Consider the following 473-nt stretch of genomic DNA (forward strand, 5'->3'; position numbering starts at 1 on the left):
GCCGTTAATCGGCACGCCCACGGCGCGGTGTACCACCAAGAGCAGCGAGAGCAGGGAGGAAACTAGGATAATCAGGCCGTTGGCCAGGATTTTGGCCATCACGATTTCGTTCGCATCCACCGGCATCACCAACAAATGCTCAATCGTGCCGTGTTCGCGCTCGCGGATCACGGCCGCGCCCACCAGCAGGATGGTGAGCAGGGTGGCGTTGCCCACCAGTTGGTTGAGCGGCATAAACCATTCGCTGCGCAGGTTTTCGTTGAACAGCACGTTTACCACCGGCTCGAAGGGCGCGGCGTTGCCGTGCCGCCCCAGATAGGCCGCCGTTTCGCGGATTACGATTTGGCCGGTGTACTCCGAGCCCACGAGACGCTCAGGAAAGCCGTATGCCGTCGGCTGCTTGAAAAAAAAAAGAAAGGTCGGTACACGACTGTGACGAGCGTGATCCGATGATAGTTCAGCTTTACTACTAA

1 protein-coding gene is annotated in these 473 nt (G+C 58.4%); it reads right to left on the reverse strand.

Annotated features, from left to right (window positions below; translation table 11 throughout):
- On the reverse strand, nt 1-473 hold a 473-nt coding region (locus tag CYP26_RS00905; RefSeq protein WP_219808999.1), incomplete at both ends, for an ABC transporter permease.

Source organism: Campylobacter concisus (genome assembly GCF_002913225.1).
Classification (GTDB): Bacteria; Campylobacterota; Campylobacteria; order Campylobacterales; family Campylobacteraceae; genus Campylobacter_A; species Campylobacter_A concisus_J.